15 protein-coding genes are annotated in these 14,255 nt (G+C 72.8%); 10 read left to right on the top strand and 5 right to left on the bottom strand.

Going from position 1 to position 14,255, the window contains the following annotated elements; translation table 11 throughout:
* Positions 1-17 precede the first annotated feature (17 nt).
* Positions 18-803, bottom strand: a complete 786-nt coding sequence (locus H181DRAFT_RS18405; protein WP_045865605.1) for an MgtC/SapB family protein — start codon at positions 801-803, stop codon at positions 18-20.
* Positions 804-1,036: 233 nt separating this feature from the next.
* On the opposite strand from H181DRAFT_RS18405, the gene H181DRAFT_RS18400 reads away from it, so the two are divergent.
* The 7 genes from H181DRAFT_RS18400 to dhaM all read left to right on the top strand — a co-directional run bounded on the left by H181DRAFT_RS18400 (position 1,037) and on the right by dhaM (position 8,454).
* Complete coding sequence (locus tag H181DRAFT_RS18400) at positions 1,037-1,729, top strand: peptidoglycan-binding protein (RefSeq protein WP_175439798.1); 693 nt, start codon at positions 1,037-1,039, stop codon at positions 1,727-1,729.
* Positions 1,730-2,342: 613 nt separating this feature from the next.
* A complete protein-coding gene (locus H181DRAFT_RS18395) occupies positions 2,343-3,299 on the top strand; it encodes a hypothetical protein (protein ID WP_045865604.1) in 957 nt (318 codons plus the stop codon).
* A 204-nt stretch (positions 3,300-3,503) separates the two neighbouring features.
* Positions 3,504-4,955, top strand: coding sequence for an amino acid permease (locus H181DRAFT_RS18390; protein ID WP_045865670.1), 1,452 nt, complete (start codon positions 3,504-3,506; stop codon positions 4,953-4,955).
* A gap of 74 nt (positions 4,956-5,029) precedes the next feature.
* The gene (locus H181DRAFT_RS18385; RefSeq protein ID WP_078895821.1) at positions 5,030-5,935 is read left to right on the top strand and encodes a GNAT family N-acetyltransferase; all 906 of its coding nucleotides are present in this window, start codon (positions 5,030-5,032) and stop codon (positions 5,933-5,935) included.
* Positions 5,936-6,304: 369 nt separating this feature from the next.
* Entirely contained in the window at positions 6,305-7,297 is a 993-nt protein-coding gene (gene dhaK, locus H181DRAFT_RS18380) for a dihydroxyacetone kinase subunit DhaK (protein ID WP_045865603.1), read from the top strand.
* 79 nt (positions 7,298-7,376) lie between these two features.
* Positions 7,377-8,009, top strand: a complete 633-nt coding sequence (gene dhaL / locus H181DRAFT_RS18375; protein ID WP_254666902.1) for a dihydroxyacetone kinase subunit DhaL — start codon at positions 7,377-7,379, stop codon at positions 8,007-8,009.
* Positions 8,002-8,454 carry a dihydroxyacetone kinase phosphoryl donor subunit DhaM gene (dhaM, locus tag H181DRAFT_RS18370; protein WP_045865602.1) on the top strand — a complete coding sequence of 151 codons (453 nt, stop codon included), beginning with the start codon at positions 8,002-8,004 and terminating at the stop codon, positions 8,452-8,454. The genes dhaL and dhaM overlap by 8 nt, the downstream gene beginning before the upstream one ends.
* A 54-nt stretch (positions 8,455-8,508) precedes the next feature.
* On the opposite strand, the gene H181DRAFT_RS18365 is transcribed toward dhaM, so the two are convergent.
* Together H181DRAFT_RS18365 and H181DRAFT_RS18360 are read right to left on the bottom strand one after the other, a co-directional pair.
* Positions 8,509-9,192, bottom strand: a complete 684-nt coding sequence (locus H181DRAFT_RS18365) for a DUF309 domain-containing protein (RefSeq protein ID WP_045865601.1) — start codon at positions 9,190-9,192, stop codon at positions 8,509-8,511.
* 160 nt (positions 9,193-9,352) lie between these two features.
* The gene (locus H181DRAFT_RS18360; RefSeq protein ID WP_045865600.1) at positions 9,353-9,835 is read right to left on the bottom strand and encodes an NUDIX hydrolase; all 483 of its coding nucleotides are present in this window, start codon (positions 9,833-9,835) and stop codon (positions 9,353-9,355) included.
* Positions 9,836-10,087: 252 nt separating this feature from the next.
* On the opposite strand from H181DRAFT_RS18360, the gene H181DRAFT_RS29500 reads away from it, so the two are divergent.
* A complete protein-coding gene (locus H181DRAFT_RS29500; RefSeq protein ID WP_158715452.1) occupies positions 10,088-10,237 on the top strand; it encodes a hypothetical protein in 150 nt (49 codons plus the stop codon).
* A gap of 100 nt (positions 10,238-10,337) precedes the next feature.
* On the opposite strand, the gene H181DRAFT_RS18355 is transcribed toward H181DRAFT_RS29500, so the two are convergent.
* Positions 10,338-10,808, bottom strand: coding sequence for a hypothetical protein (locus tag H181DRAFT_RS18355; RefSeq protein WP_045865667.1), 471 nt, complete (start codon positions 10,806-10,808; stop codon positions 10,338-10,340).
* Positions 10,809-11,130: 322 nt separating this feature from the next.
* Here H181DRAFT_RS18355 and H181DRAFT_RS18350 point away from each other — a divergent pair, with 322 nt between their 5' ends.
* Positions 11,131-12,165, top strand: coding sequence for an O-antigen ligase family protein (locus H181DRAFT_RS18350; protein ID WP_045865599.1), 1,035 nt, complete (start codon positions 11,131-11,133; stop codon positions 12,163-12,165).
* A 22-nt stretch (positions 12,166-12,187) separates the two neighbouring features.
* Here H181DRAFT_RS18350 and H181DRAFT_RS18345 read toward each other — a convergent pair whose 3' ends face one another.
* Positions 12,188-12,976 (bottom strand): glutamate racemase, encoded by a 789-nt coding sequence (locus H181DRAFT_RS18345; protein WP_045865598.1) that lies wholly within the window; start codon positions 12,974-12,976, stop codon positions 12,188-12,190.
* 117 nt (positions 12,977-13,093) lie between these two features.
* On the opposite strand from H181DRAFT_RS18345, the gene H181DRAFT_RS18340 reads away from it, so the two are divergent.
* On the top strand, positions 13,094-14,227 hold the full coding sequence (locus H181DRAFT_RS18340; protein ID WP_175439797.1) for a glycosyltransferase: 1,134 nt from the start codon (positions 13,094-13,096) through the stop codon (positions 14,225-14,227).
* Positions 14,228-14,255 lie beyond the last annotated feature (28 nt).

Below are 14,255 nucleotides of genomic sequence, written 5' to 3'. Positions count from 1 at the left end.
GAGCCCGTCCCACACGCTCATTCGTCGAGATCGGCTTCGAGTGAGACGTCCATGCCCAGCACGCCCGGGGTGTTGAACATCTCCGACGCCATCTGCCGTACGTCGGCGGTGCCTTCCAGACGCAGCACGACGCGGGCCGTCTCCGCCGCCTCCTCCTCGAGGGGCTCCTCGACGGCCGTTCCGAGCCGCCCCCGCTGCGGCATGCGGGGCAGCCGGTCGACCCTGACTCCCAGGATGCGGAAACCCCTTTCCGTGCACATCTCCATCAGCTGCGGCAGCAGCGCCTCGCCCGTGCGGTAGCGCAGCCGGACCGCGGACTGGGCCGGCGCCCGTCCCGCCGAGAGCCGCGAGGCGACGAGAGGGTAGCCGCGGACGACGAGGAAGTGCAGCGCCGTGGTCACCGTGGCGAGCAGCGCCAGCCCGCCGCCGCATGCCATGCCGACCGCACAGGTGAGCCAGACCGTGGCGGCCGTGGTGAGGCCTCGGACAGCGCCTCTGCTGACGAAGATCAGGCCGCCGCCGATGAAGCCGATACCGGTGATGATCTGCGAAGCGACCCTCGAGGGGTCGAAGGAGGCGTTCTCCACACCCAGCACGGCGCTGAATCCGAACTGGGAGATCTGCATCATCAGAGCGCTGGCGATGCCCACCAGCGCGTGCGTGCGCAGCCCCGCGCTCTTCTGCTGCGAGCCGCGTTCGAAGCCGATCAGCGTGGAGAGCACGAGGGCGAGGCCCAACTCGCCCAGTTCCCGCAGTCCCTGATTGTTCTGCACGTCCCACAGAGGAGCCGCCAACTCCTGCACGAGCGCCTCCTTTTGAATGGTTTCGTCCGGAAACTACCAGCCCCTCAGCCGCGGCGGCGGAAGTGGCCCGCATCACACCGGGGCGTGTCATACGGCGAGGCGCTCGCGCACGTATGGCGGGGACAGACCCGGACCGGCCCGCAGCGGAATCCGAAACGGCACGACCGCAGCGGGAGGGGCTCCGGAACCGCGTGCGGATTTCCCCCGCACGCCCAACGGGAGGAGAAGCAAGCATGCAGCGAAACATGCGGAGCAGGAGGGCGACAGCCGCGGCAGCGGCGGCACTCGTCGCGGCGGGCACACTGCTCGCCGCCCCGTCGGCCGTCGCCTCCCAGTCCGGTGCGGCCGGCTCGTCCGCCTCCGCCGAGGACGCGGGGCACGGCCTGGAGTGGTTCCAGGCGAAGCACGGCCTCAAGGCGACCGGCGAGGTCGACGCGGCGACGGCCCGAGCGCTCCAGGCCGCCCCGGACTCGGAACTGCACAAGGTGTTCGCGACGCCCGCGGACCTCGGACCGGAGGAACTGGCGAACGCCCGGACGGTGATCGGGGTCGGCAAGGGCGCGCAGATACCCGAACAGGGCCAGGTCATCGCGTTGATGACGGCGATGCAGGAGTCGAAGTTCGTCAACTACACGGAACCCGTCGACCACGACTCGCTCGGCATCTTCCAGCAGCGCCCCAGCACCGGGTGGGGCACGCCCGAGCAGATCACGGACGTCCCCACGTCCTCCAAGTCCTTCTACGGCGTCGCCCCGTTCGGCAGCAATCCCGGCCTCATCCAGATCCAGGGCTGGGAGACGATGCCTCCCGGTGAGGTGTGCCAGGCCGTCCAGAGGTCGGCCTATCCGGACCGGTACGCGCAGTGGGAGCAGTTCGCGCGCGACCTTCTCGCCCAGGAGGGCCCGACGGTTCCGCCGATTCCCTGACGGACCGGCACTCTCCGGACCGCGGCCCTTCCCCGCACCGCCTCGGCGGCACCGGCGGAGGGGTCGCGGCCACCGGAGCCTCCGCCGCGCCCCCTCTCCGCCCCCTCTCCCCGACCGCCGTTCCGGGCACCGGACTTGAGAGCGCTCTGAGAATTCCCGTAGAGCGACCACCTATCCGACGGCGCGCCGACTGAAAGCAGAGCCGGAAGTTCGAGATTCAAGGAACAGCAATCCCTTACTACTCGAACAGCCTTCCCCGGCACTCCTGTTGAAGTCGCAACCGCCCGGGTCGGCCGCCCCGCATAACGCTGTACTCACCACGCGTGTTCAGCTCTCCAGATGTGCGCCGGCCACCGCCGAAAAGGCGCGGCAGCGGTCTGACATATGCTCACCACATACTCCAATCCCCTCTAGAGGCCCAGCGGAGACGCCTAAGTGGGGAGGAATGGGCAGCGTTGCCATAGCGATACGGATCGGAGGTTCCGGTCCGTCATGACGCTGAGTAGGGTGTGCGTTGCTGCCAGGCACTGGATGAGTTCCGGTCGAATTCGGCTTGCCCGAATTGTGCGCATGGGGGCGGCATCGGCGGAGACGGCAGATTCGGCAGGAGAGCATGACCGCGGGCTTTTTCGAGGGGCAGTACCAGTGGCACCCGGCGGCCGATGACCGCCAGCTGGCACGCGCCTGCGTGGACGTGCGGGCCGGCCGCTACTTCAGCGCGAACGAGGCACTCAAGGACGCCCGCACGGACAACGGACTGCGCGCACACCGCTCGCTCGTGCTCGCCTCGGAGGCCGCCGACTCCGACCTCGCCGAGCGGTGGCTGGCCGAGGACCCGAGCAGGGAGGCCGCGCTGCTGTGGGCACGCGTGGCCTCGCTCCGGGCCCTGCGGGCCGCCGACTCCGAGGACAGACGCGCCCCCGACCTCGGACGCATCGCCTTCGCCGCCTGCCAGCGCGCCGCGCTGATGGCCCCGAGGGACCCGACACCGTGGGTCACCCAGCTGACGCTGGCACGTCTGCAACGCCCCCGCGACCCCGCACCGCAGGGGCTCCTCACCGCGCCCGCAGGCCCCTGGACGCTCTTCTCCCACATCCTCCGCCTCGACCCCTGGCACCGGGAGGCCCATCACCGGTTCCTGTCCTTCTTCTTCGCCCGGTACGGCGGTTCGACCAACGCCGCGTGGGACGTCGCCGCCTTCCTCGGCCAACGCGCCCCCGCCACCTCGGCGTTGCGGCTCCTCCCGCTGGTGGCGCTCGTCGAGGGGCACGACCCCTCCTCGCTCCTCGCGAGCCGCACCTGGGAGCAACCGCAGTGGAAGGCCACGGCGTTGGGCGCCTACCAGCACTGGCTTCCCGAGGTCGCGGGCTACGAGTTCACCCCCGTCATCGACCTGTCGTACCTGGCGCACGCGCTGCTCATGGCGCAGTGCGAGTTCGAGGCCCGGCCGGTCTTCGCCGCCATGGGGCCGTACGCCGCGCGGATGCCGTGGAGCGCGCTGGGCGATCCCGAGGAGCAGCTGACCAAGGCCCGAAGAGCGTGCGGACTGCCGGTACCCAACTCCCGCTGACGCAGGGCCGCTTCGCGACCGGGACGCGCCCCGGGCCGGGCTCGCGGCGCAGACGGGCGGCGCACCGCCGACCATCCCGAAGACGGTTCTTCTCTGACCCACCCAGAAAGGTTCTCCGTGCCCGACTCTTCCTTCCTCGCCCGTGCGAGGACGCGACAGCGGGAGACTCCCCCCGCTCTCGACGACGACGCCACACTGCACGCGATGGGATATCCGCGTAAACTCACGCGGCGATTCCGCGCGTTCGACAATTTCGCCATCTCGTTCACCATCATCAACATCATCTCCGGAATCTTCTCCTCTTTCGGATTCGGAATGAACGCGGGCGGCCCGCCGATTCTCATATTCGGCTGGATCGGCGTCTCGGTGATGGTGCTCTTCATCGGCGCCTCGATGGCGGAGATCGCCTCGGCGTATCCGACGAGCGGCGCGCTGTACTTCTCCGCCGGAAAGCTCGCCAAGAAGCACAAGGGCGCGTGGTCCTGGTACACGGGATGGCTGAACTTCGTGGGCCAGGTGGGAGGCACGGCAGCCACCGGCTTCGCGGCGGCCACGTTCCTCCAGGCGTTCTTCGCGATGCAGTGGCACACGTACGAGGTGACGATCCAGAAGACCGTCATCATCACGGCGGTGATCCTGCTGCTCCAGGCGCTGGCCAACACCTACACGGTGCAGCTCGTGGCCCTGCTCAACCGCATCTCCGTGTGGTGGCTGCTCATCGGCATGGTCGTCATCGTGACCGCGCTGACGGTGATGCCCTCCGACCACCAGCCGGCCTCGTTCGTCACGCACTTCGTGAACAACACGGGCTTCGAGAGCGCCATTTACGGCGGCATGCTGGGCCTGCTCGTCACCAGTTGGACCTTTACCGGCTTCGACGGCAGTTTCCACATGTCCGAGGAGACCGTGCAGGCCACGGTGAACGCACCTCGCGGCATCATGCGCGCCATCGGTTACTCCGCGATCACCGGCCTCATCCTGATGCTCGCGCTCGTGTACTCGATCCGCGACTACAGCGCCGAAGCCAAGGCCGACGCTCCCCCGGTGCAGATTCTCGTCAACTCCCTGGGCGCCGGCACGGCCAAATTCCTGCTGCTCATCGTCATCGGCGCGATGCTCTTCTGCGGTCTCGCCAACATGACCAGCAACACCCGGCAGATCTTCGCCTTTTCGCGGGACGGCGCCATGCCCGGCTCCCGCTGGTGGCACTCGGTGTCCTCCCGCACCCGTACGCCCGTCAAGGCGGTGTGGCTGGCGGCGGCCTGCTCTCTCGTGCTCGTGATCCCGGGCTGGTGGTCCGAGACGGCGTTCACGGCGATCGTCAGCGTCAACGTCGTGGGCCTCTTCCTCGCCTACGCCGTCCCGATCTACCTCCGCCTGAAGCTGAACGACTTCGAGCCGGGCCCGTGGCACCTGGGACGCTGGGGCAAGCCCGTCGGGACGGTCGCCGTGGTGTGGATCCTGGTCAGCAACGTGCTGTTCATGCTGCCGCACGCCTCGCCGATCACTCCCACCACGTTCAACTACGCCCCGATCGCGCTGGCAGTGGTGCTCATCATCGCCACCGTCTGGTGGTTCGCCACCGCACGCCGGCGCTTCCAGGGCCCCGTCAGCTACGGCCGCCCCGACGAGGTGGCCGCGATGGACCTGATCTGACGCACGACCGACGCACCGCCTCCGCGGCCGGCCCGCCCGGCCGCGGAGGCCCCGGGAAAGGACGGACAGACGGAATGACCCCCCTCAGCGACGACGCCCCGCACCAGCCCTCCCCCGCGGAACCGCCCGCCGCCGCGGCCGGGCTCGTCCTCGGCCGCGCCTCCTCGGAGGAGTGGCTGCAGGTGGAGGAGTGGGCCGCCGAGGAGGAGTGGAACCCGGGCCTGGGCGACACGGCCTGCTTCCACCCCACGGACCCGGCCGGGTTCTTCCTCGGCCGGGCGGAGGGCAAGCCCGTCACCGCGGTCTCCGTCGTCAACTACTCCGACGATTTCGCCTTCCTGGGCTACTACCTCGTGGACCCCGCGCACCGCGGCAAGGGCCTCGGCATGGCGACCTGGAACGAAGCCGTACCGCACGCCGGCGGGCGCACCATCGGCCTCGACGCGGTCCCCGCCCAGGAGGAGACCTACCGGCGCTCGGGGTTCGTCCCCGCCTACCGCACCGGCCGCTACTCCGGCCGCCCCACGACCTCCGGCACCCCCTCCCCGGACGTCACAGCCGTCACGGAGACCCACTTCGACGCGGTCGCGGAGTACGACCGCCGGTGCTTCCCCGCAGAACGCCGCGCCTTCCTGGAGCGGTGGCTCACCGCTGAGGGCCACTCGGCATACGTCTTCCTGCGCGGGGGCGAGGTCGCCGGGTACGGAGTCGTCCGCAAGGCGCGCTCCGGCAGCCGCATCGGGCCTCTCTTCGCCGACGACCGCCGGACGGCCGAAGCGCTCTTCGACGCACTCACCGCTCACGCCGGTCAGGACGAGGAGGTCCATGTCGATGTTCCGGAGACCCACGAGGCGGCGGTCGCCCTCGCCGCCTCCCGGGGTCTGCAACCCGGGTCCCATACCGTCCGCATGTACGCCGGTCCGCCGCCGCCGGTGGACGCGGAGCGCGTGTTCGGGGTCACCAGCCTCGAGCTGGGCTGAGCGGTCCCACGCCGTGCGCCCCGCAGCGCGAGCCCCGCACCGGCAGGGCGGCGAAACCCGCCGGGAACCCCGCGCGGATCTCTTCAGCTGCCGCGCATTGCGGCAGGCTGTAGATGTGCAGACCGACCAGGTCACGTCCCGTGACACGTGCCGCCCCGCCCGCCGGCGCCGAGGGGTGCCCGCGGCAGCGGTACGGAGAAGCGCCGGTACCGCTGACACGCGCTCAGCGGCGGGCGGGCGGCACGGTGCCGACGGTGCGTCACGGCCGCGGCCCGCGGACGCCGGGCTCGGTGCCGTACCCGCGATTCCAGCTCTGACCTGTAGGAGCACCGGCCAGAGAGACAGTCATTCGCTCACTCGGAGGTATCAATGAAGATGCTGATCAATGTGCCGGAGAACGTCGTCGCGGACTCGCTGCGCGGGGTCGCCGCGGCCCATCCCGAGCTCACGGTCGATGTGCAGAACCGGGTGATCGTTCGCGGCGACGCGCCCGTCGCCGACAAGGTCGGCCTCGTCTCCGGCGGCGGCTCGGGGCACGAGCCCCTGCACGGCAGCTTCGTGGGCCGGGGCATGCTCGACGCCGCGTGCCCGGGCGAGGTCTTCACCTCCCCCGTGCCGGACCAGATGACGCGGGCGGCGGCCGCCGTGGACAGCGGCAAGGGCGTCCTGTTCGTCGTCAAGAACTACACCGGCGACGTCCTGAACTTCGACATGGCCGCGGAGCTGGCCGAGGACGAGGGCATCCAGATCGCCAAGGTGCTCGTGCAGGACGATGTGGCGGTCACCGACAGCGAGTTCACCGCCGGCCGGCGCGGCACGGGCGCGACCCTCTACGTGGAGAAGATCGCCGGAGCGCTCGCCGAGGAGGGGGCGCCGCTGGAGCGGGTGGAGTCCATGGCGCGCCAGGTCGCCGACTCCGCACGCAGCTTCGGCGTCGCGCTCAACCCGTGCACCACGCCCTCCAAGGGCAGCCCGACCTTCGACCTGCCGCCCGGAGAGCTCGAACTCGGCATCGGCATCCACGGCGAGTCGGGACGCGAGCGCCGCCCCATGATGACCTCGGGTGAGATCGCCGACTTCGCGGTCGACGCGGTGCTCACCGACCTGGAGCCCGACGGCCCCGTACTGGCCCTCGTCAACGGCATGGGCGGCACTCCCCTGCTGGAGCTGTACGGATTCTGCGCCGAGGTGCGGCGCGTCCTCGATGAGCGCCGCGTGCCCGTCGCCCGTACCCTCGTCGGCAACTACGTCACCTCGCTGGACATGGCGGGGGCCTCGGTGACACTCTGCCGGGCCGACGAGGAGATGCTGCGGTTGTACGACGCGCCGGTGAGCACGCCGGGTCTGCGCTGGGGTTGCTGAGCATGAGCCGTGAGCAATGGACCGGGCAGCGGCCGCCGTCGGGCGTCTCGCCCGAGAGCCCTCGTGAAAGGGAGTTGTCTTGACCGACCTGACCGATGAGCTGGACGCAGGCGCCGTCTTCCGCTGGCTCACCGCCGCAGCCGCCTCCGTCGAGCGTGAGGCCGACCTGCTCACCGAGCTCGACTCGGCGATCGGGGACGCGGACCACGGCAGCAATCTGCAGCGCGGATTCGCGGCCGTCGTCACCGCGCTCGGCAAGGAGTCGCCCAGCGCGCCCGGCGCCGTACTGATCCTGGCCGGGCGCCAGTTGGTCTCCAGCGTCGGCGGTGCCTCGGGGCCGCTGTACGGAACACTGCTGCGCCGTACGGGCAAGGCACTCGGCGACGACGAGCAGGTGACCGGCCGTCAGCTGGCGGACGCCCTGCGCGTGGGAGTCGACGCTGTGGCCCAGCTCGGCGGCGCGGCCCCGGGAGACAAGACGATGCTGGACGCGCTCTACCCCGGCGTCGAGGCGCTGTCCGCCGGAGGGCCCGACCCCTACGGCGCGGCACGCACCGCGGCGGACGAGGGTGCCCAGGCAACGGTGCCGATGCGTGCGCGCAAGGGCCGGGCCAGCTATCTGGGCGACAGAAGCGTCGGGCACAAGGACCCGGGAGCGACATCGTCCGCGCTCCTGTTCACCGCACTGGCCGGGGCGGTCGCCGATGAGTGAGCAGCACGACGCGCAACCCCGCCCCCAGGCGTCGGGGAAGCCGGAACCGCGTGTGGGAATCGTCCTGGTCTCGCACAGCAAGGAGGTGGCCGATTCGGTCGCCCGTCTCGCCGTGGGACTCGCCGCCGGACGCGACAGCGCTCCGGTGGAGGGCGCGGGCGGCGGGCCGGACGGCGGTCTGGGCACCAGTGCGGAACTCATCAGCGCCGCGGCCCACAAGGTCGACACGGGAGCCGGGGTGGCGATCCTCGTCGACCTCGGCAGTGCCGTGCTGACGGTGAAGGTGCTGCTGGCCGAAGGGGACGAACTGCCGGAGAACTCGCAGCTGGTGGACGCGCCCCTCGTCGAGGGGGCGATCGCCGCGGTGGTCGCCTCCGCGGGAGGTGCGGACCTCGAGGAGGTCGCCGCGGCCGCGGAGGAGGCGTACCACTTCCGGAAGGTGTGAGCGGGACGGTCACGGGCCGTCCCGGCTCCGGGCCACGGCCCTTGCCGGGCGGTGTCAGCCTGCGCGGGTGCCGCGCAGCGAGGGGGGCCGCACCGTCACGGGCCCGCTCGTGGCGCGCCCCTCGATCCCGTCGGCCGTCCGCCGGGCCCACGTCTCCACGGCGGCCACGTCGATGCCGTGCGGGGGACCGGGCGCCCAGGGAGCGATCCCGTCGGCGCCCCGCAGCAGGAGGCGCGCGCCGCCCGTGGTGTTCCCCCGGGCGAGGTGCGTGACGCCGACCGCGATCTGCGCCAGGCCCTTCCACAGCGACCGCTCCCGCTCCGGACCGGACTTCCAGGCGTCCTCGAAGACCTCGTGCGCGTGGAAGGGCTTGCCCTCGTCGAGCAGCCTCTGCGCCTCGCTCAGGGTCTCGGCCGGGGTGCGCACCACGCCCTCGGGCTGCCGGGCGACGCCCTCCTCCCCGTACGGGAGCGGACGTCCGAGCCCGTCCCGCGGGCGCGCGCTGCGGGCCTTCCCCTCCGGGTCGCGATCGCGGCGTTCCCGCCGGCGGCCGCCGGCCGGAGTCTCTGCCGTGGCCGCGCGACCGGCCGCGGCTTCGCGCCTGTCCGCTGCCGGGTCGTGGCCGCAGTGTTCGCAGTCGGTGCGTCCCGGCTGCTCACGCACCCGGCCGCACTCCTCGCAGACCTGGTTCAGCCAGCACGCTGGCTCTCCGCCCTCGCGCTCTTCGCTGCCCTGCACGTGACTCCCACCTCCTGCGCGGCCCCGGCCGCCGGCTCCCGCGGGGCAGGCTCTCCCCCGCCGTCCCTCCGGGCCCCGGCGTTCCGCCTTCCAACGTAACCCTCTCCGCCCCACGGCCCCACGACCTGCGGCCGGGGCGGACGGCACAGCAGCTTCGCGCTCAGTCCGCGCCGATCCCCTCGAACCAGGTGGGTCCGTCGCCGGCGGCCATCTTGATGCGGGTGACGGCGAACTCCTCCAGGTCGGGAAGCGCGTCCAGGGAGAACCAGCCCACCTCCAGGGACTCCTCGTCGTTGACCCGGGCCTCACCGGAGACGGCGCGGCAGCGGAAGCAGACGTCCATGAACTGGCAGATGTCGCCGGACGGGTAGGTGACGGGCTCCGGCAACGCCTGTACGAGGACCACCCGTTCCGCCACGCATGTCACGGCGGTCTCCTCGTGGACCTCCCGCGCCACCGCGGCGGCGGGCTGCTCCCCCGGCTCGGGGATGCCGCCGATGATCGCCCAGCGCCCGGTGTCCGCCCGCCGTCCGAGCAGCACCCGCCCCTCGTCGTCGAAGACGACGGCGCTCACGCCGGGGAGATAGAGCAGCTGATGACCTGCGCTCTCGCGGAGGGTGCGGATGAATTCGGGTGTCGCCATGGGCCCGACTCTACGTGCCCGGGCGTCAGGCGCGACGCCGGACGACGGGCGGGCCGCTGCTCCGCGGAAGGGTCCCTCTGGGCCTGCGCAGACCGGAGGCGCCGGGCATGCACCTGGCCGGTGGGCACTGGCGACGTGTGGTCCGGCCCGGGACGGGCAAGCGCCTCAGCCTGGAGGTGATGCCGTATGACGGCAGTGCCACCGCCCTATCGGTGCACTTCCTGCAGCGGTACCGGGAAGGGGCAGACGGTCATGAACGGCCGGGGCTGCTACGTCGAGTCGTGCGAATCCTGCAAGGGTTCGGGACGGGTGACGCAGGTGCTGCGCCGTCCGGACCGGCCCGGCCTCCCGCCCGGGACTCCCGGCTCCGGACAGGCGGGTGCGGAGCTCCTGGAGGAGTAGCCGTGTCGGCGCGACGAGCCCCGCTCCGGACGGCCGGGGGCGGGGCCTCGCGCTGTCCGGGTAGCGGGACGCGCCGTGCGGTCCGCGGAAGCAGCCGACGCTACCGGCCGCGCCCCGTCGCCAGCTCGAAGACCGCGGCGGTGACCAGCCCGTACACCAGGTGCGGCACGAGGTCCGTCAGCCAGTCGGACGGCGTCCATCCGCGGGGGTCGGAGATGGCCAGGGCCGCCATCGGCACGTCCGAACCGGCCATGGCCGCCACGCCCGTCGCGACTGCCGCCACCGGCACAGCCGGACGCCACCCGGACGCTCTGGCCAGGCCGTAGCACGCGCCCACAGCGACTCCCGTGGCCATGCCGAGCAGCGCGCCCATCCCGGCGGCCCTGTTCGCCCGGGTCTCTCCGGTGCCGGGGACGGCGACGTCCGTGCGGTCGCTGAGCGCGTCGACGACATCCGCCGGCGCCGAGCTCGCGCCCCTGCCCCGCAGCGCCATGTCCGCGTAAGTGACGGCGTTGAGCGCGGTCGTCCCGGCGGCTCCGGCCGCCGCGCCTGTCAGTGTCCTGAGCAGCATGCCCGCCGTGGTTGCCTCGCTGCCGCGCCGGAAACGCCCCCGTTCGGGGTGCCCCACGACTTCCGCGGGGAGGAGGGCGCATCGCCGGAGTGCCGGGCCGGATCGCCGGCACCGGTGCGGCGCGGGGAGGGACGGGGCCGTGCCCCTCCCGTACGCGCCTCCGCACGGTCCGCGGAGGCGGTCATCTTCGCACCAAGCACATCATTCGGTCGCAACCCATCCACAACTCGTCGTTCGCGCACTACGGTTGAGCCCGCGAGTCGCAGTCCGTCCGCCGACGTCGCAGGCGGTACGGGTGCGCGGGTTCCGGGGGGTCGCGCGAATGACGTCACCAACGCTGGTGCCATGCCCAGTCGAGCAGCGGGAGAGCAACGCGGCCGACGTCGCCGGCGTGCTCGTGCTCGGGGCCTGCGCCGCCTGGGCGCTGATCACGGCGGCCGGGCGTGACGCCCGCCCGGAGGGCCTGCTGCTCGCCGTCCTCGCCGTCGCCGCGGGTTACGCCACCGGGCGCATCGCGGGCTCCCTGCTGCCGGTGGGCGCCCACGTGGGCGCCGCGGCACTCGGCGTCCTGCTCGCTCTGTTCGGCCCCGTGCCGACCCGGATGGTCGCGGGGAGCATCCAGTTCGCGGGCCCGGAGGGGCGTTCCGGGGTGACGGCCGCGCTGCTCACCCTCGCCGTGGGAGCCGCCTGCTGCGCCGCGTGGGCCACCCCCGTCAACGCCGTGAGGGTCGTGCTGCGCCTCGCCGCGGCGGGCATCGTGGTGCTGGCCCTGGTCCTGGGGACGCCGGTCGGGTTCGCGGCGGGACTGGCCGTACTTCTGTGGTCCCTGGCGGCGGGACGCGTCCGCCGGCGGCTGCCCGCGCTCGCCGCCCTCTCCCTGGCCGCCGCGGCGGTCACGGGCGTCACCCTCGCCGTGGCGGCGGACGCGCTGCCGCGACCGGTGACCGCCGCCCTCCAAGGCCAGTTGACGGAGCACCGCACCGAGCTGTGGGAGGACGCGCTCCACCTCCTGCGCGAGAAGCCGCTCACGGGAACGGGGCCCGACACCTTCCGCGAGCTGAGCCCCACCACCCACCAGGCCGCGGGAGCCGACGGCAAGCCGCACTCCGCGCCGCTCCAACTCGCCGCCGAGCAGGGCCTCGTGGGGCTGCTGCTGCTCGCGGCGGCGTACGTGTGGCTGATGGCGGCACTGCGGGCCTCTCCCCGGCAGACGCCCGTCGTGCTCACCGCCGCGGCCGCGCTCTCGGCTCTTGCCGCGCTGAGCGCGATCGGCAACGCGCTGAGCTTCACCCAGGTGACGGCGGGAGCCGCGCTGCTGGCCGGCACGGCCGCCGCGCGGCGGTCCGTCCACCTGTGAACGGCCCCTGCCCGGCGGGCCGTTACGGCGTCAGGGTGGCCGCGGTGAGAAGCCGGCCCTCGGCGTAGGTGGCCGCGGCTTCGGGGAGCCGCTCGGCGGCGCGTCCGCTGAAGAGCACCGTCAGCCCGCCGGTCCCGGGCGCCGAGGGATCCGGCCGGTGCCCGCCGCGCCGCAGGGCCTGCGCCGCGACCGCCTCCGCGGAACCGAAGAGCACGGGCAGCGGTCCGCCGGGCTGCGCGACCGCGGCACGGATGCGTTCCCCGACGAGCTCGTAGTGGGTGCAGCCCAGCACGACGGAGCGCACACCGGGCGGCGTGAGCGCGGCGGCCGCCCCGACGGCGACGTCGATGGCGTCCTCCTGGGCGCTCTCCACCGCGTCGGCCAGGCCGTGGCAGGGGACCTCGGCGATCTGTGCGCCCTGCCCGAACTCCGCGATGAGGCGGCGCTGGTAGGTGCTGCCCGTCGTGGCGGGCGTGGCCCATACGGCGACGGGGCCGCCCGCGCTCGCGGCGGGCTTGACCGCCGGCACCGTCCCCACCACGGGAATGCTGGGTTCCAGTTCGGCGCGGAGCGCCGGCAGCGCGTGCACGGAGGCGGTGTTGCAGGCGACGATCAGCGCGTCCGGGCCGTGCGCGGCGGCGGCCTCGGCGCAGGCCAAGGCGTGCGCGGTGATGTCTTCCGGGGTGCGGGGGCCCCAGGGCATGCCCGCCGGGTCGCTGGAGAGTACGAGGTCGGCGTCCGGCCGCAGGCGGCGCACCGCCGCTGCCGCGGCGAGCAGCCCGAGTCCCGAGTCGACGAGCGCGATCTTCACGGCAGGAACTGTAGTCGATGGGCCATCCGGGGCATGTCCCCACGTCTCCGGCACGTGCCGCGGCGGCGGAGCGCCCGCCTGCGCCGCGACGCGGCCGGGCTGGGGGACACTGCGGCGATGAGCGTGCTCACCTGGACCGCCGCCGCCTCACTCGCCGCCTGGCTGTGGCTGCTGGTCGGGCAGGGCCTCTTCTGGCGCACGGACATCCGCCTGCCGCCCGGCGGGGAGCCGGACTCCTGGCCGTCGGTGGCCGTACTCGTCCCGGCGCGGGACGAGGCGGCCGTCCTGCCGTCGAGTCTGCCGACGCTCCTCGGCCAGGACTATCCCGGCCGCGCGGAGATCATCCTCGTCGACGACGGCTCAAGGGACGGCACGGGCGACCTCGCGCTGCGGCTCGCGCGGGCCCGCCCGGACGGTCTCCCGCTCTCGGTGCACCACCCCGGCGACCCGGAGGCCGGGTGGACGGGGAAGCTGTGGGCGCTGCGGCACGCGATGTCCGTCGCACGCGAGCGCACGGACGCCGAGTTCCTGCTGCTGACGGACGCGGACATCGCGCACGACCCGGACTCGCTGCGCAGCCTCGTGAGCGCGGCCCTCGGCGCCCGCCTGGACCTCGTCTCCCAGATGGCGCGGCTCCGCGCGGACAGCGGCTGGGAACGGCTCATCGTCCCGGCGTTCGTCTACTTCTTCGCACAGCTGTATCCGTTCGGCCGCGTGAACCGGCCCGCCTCGCGCACCGCGGCGGCCGCCGGCGGCTGCGTGCTGCTGCGGACCGAGACGGCCGTGCGCGCCCGCATCCCCGAGCGCATCCGGGGCGCCGTCATCGACGACGTGACGCTGGCCCGGGCCGTCAAGCGCGAGGCGGGGGGACGCATCTGGCTCGGGCTCGCGGACAAGGTGACGAGCGTGCGCCCCTACGAACGCCTGCCGCAGCTGTGGCAGATGGTGGCACGCAGCGCGTACGCACAACTGGGACACAACCCGCTGGTGCTGGCCGGGACGCTCGCGGGACTCGCGCTGGTCTACCTCGCACCGCCGGTGACGGCGCTGGCCGGCTCGCCGGTGGGCGCGGCGGCGTGGGCGGTGATGGCGCTGACGTACGTGCCGATGCTGCGCTACTACGGTCAGCCGCCGTGGCGGGCTCTCGCGCTGCCCGCCACGGCCGCCCTCTACCTGCTGATGACGTTCGACTCAGCTCTGCGCCACCACCGGGGCCGCGGCGCCGCCTGGAAGGGCCGCACCTACGCCTGACGCCCCGCGCAATTCCGGCCGCCGCCAC

The sequence above is a fragment of the Streptomyces sp. WMMB 714 genome (genome assembly GCF_900090125.1).
Lineage (GTDB): Bacteria > Actinomycetota > Actinomycetes > Streptomycetales > Streptomycetaceae > Streptomyces > Streptomyces daqingensis.
Note: the sequence above shows the minus strand (reverse complement) of the source record. Positions and strands in the feature narration are given on the sequence as shown.